General features: G+C 41.7%; 1 protein-coding gene. It reads left to right on the forward strand.

Going from position 1 to position 1,658, the window contains the following annotated elements; all coding sequences use genetic code 11:
- Positions 1–73 precede the first annotated feature (73 nt).
- Positions 74–1,537 carry an IS1182 family transposase gene (locus E5329_RS29000; protein ID WP_135992561.1) on the forward strand — a complete coding sequence of 488 codons (1,464 nt, stop codon included), beginning with the start codon at positions 74–76 and terminating at the stop codon, positions 1,535–1,537.
- Positions 1,538–1,658 lie beyond the last annotated feature (121 nt).

Genomic DNA, 1,658 nt, shown 5'->3' on the forward strand with positions numbered 1-1,658 from the left:
GAGGCCGCTGAAAAAGTAGATACCACCGCCTATATTTGGTATAATATAATTATCAAATACAGGCGGTGGTATCATGGTTGAGCAACAGCAGAAGTTAGTATTAAGTCCATATATGGACATATATGAATTAGTCATTCCCAAAGACAACCTGCTCCGGCAGATGAAAGAACTGGTTGATTTCAGTTTTATTTATGAAGAACTTATTGATAAATATTGTCTTAATAATGGACGGAATGCAGTTCCGCCTGTCAGGATGTTCAAATACCTGCTCCTGAAATCTATTTATGACTTATCTGATATTGACGTTGTGGAACGCTCCAAATACGATATGTCCTTCAAATACTTTCTTGACATGGCGCCGGAAGAGGCAGTCATTAACCCAAGCTCCCTGACAAAATTCCGCAAGCTGCGCCTGAAAGATATGAACTTGTTAGACATGCTGATTGCAAAAACAGTCCGGATTGCATTGGAAAAAGGCATTATAAAATCAAAGTCCATTATTGTGGATGCAACCCATACAAAATCAAGGCGCAACCAGAAAACGCCAAGGCAGGCGCTTCTGGAGCAGTCAAAGAAACTGCGGCGCGCTGTTTATGAAATAGATGAATCAATGAAAAAACTGTTTCCAGCTAAAAACACCGAAGATTCTTTGGAAAAAGAGCTGGAATACTGCCATGCCCTGATTTCGGTTATCAAAGGAAAAGATGACCTGTGCAGTTATCCTAAAGCAGAGGAAAGGCTGAACTTATTGGAGGAATCCGTAAAAGATGACCTGGAACATATCGAAACTTCAAGAGACGCAGACGCAAAGACAGGGCATAAAACGGCCGATACCGCTTTCTTCGGATACAAGACGCATATAGCAATGAGCGAGGAACGCATCATTACAGCAGCCACTGTCACCAGCGGCGAAAAGACAGATGGAAAAGAACTGCCGGAACTTGTGCGCAAAAGCAGGGAAGCCGGAATGGAAGTGGAAATGGTGATCGGGGATAAAGCCTATTCCGAACAGAAAAATATCGAAGCGGCGCAGGACGGCGGTTATGAACTGATTTCCAGGCTGAACGGCGTCATTACGCAGGGAAACCGGACAAAAGAGGATGAATTTGAATTTAATAAAGACGCGGGAATGTACCAGTGTAAGGCAGGACATCTGGCAGTCCGTAAATATCTGGACAGGCGTGAAAAAGAAAAGAAGAATAAAAATCCACGCATGACACACTATTTTGACGTTGAGAAATGTAAACGCTGCCCATACAGGGATGGATGTTATAAGGAAGGTGCGAAAAAGAAAACATACAGTGAAACCCTCAAAAGCGATGCCCACAGTAAACAGGCAGAGTTTCAGGAAACAGAACACTTCAAAGAAAAAATGAAGGAGCGTTATAAGATAGAAGCAAAGAACAGCGAGCTAAAGCACAGGCATGGTTATGATACGGCGTCATCATCAGGCCTCATTAACATGGAGATGCAGGGGGCAATGGCTATATTTGCGGTAAACCTTAAGCGAATCATTAAGCTGATAAATGAAAAATAAGAGAATATATCCCTTGAAATAAAGGAAATCTTTACCTGAATCACAAAAAATCCATCAGTCCATTCAAAACTGGTGGATTTTTTGCGTGCATCAAAAATTCAATATTAAAAAACAGGATGTT

The sequence above is a fragment of the Petralouisia muris genome, assembly GCF_004793545.1.
Classification (GTDB): Bacteria; Bacillota; Clostridia; order Lachnospirales; family Lachnospiraceae; genus Petralouisia; species Petralouisia muris.

Excerpts from the sequence above, each read along its gene's own strand:
- E5329_RS29000 (WP_135992561.1), top strand. The coding sequence starts at position 74 with ATGGTTGAGCAACAGCAGAAGTTAGTATTAAGTCCATATATGGACATA.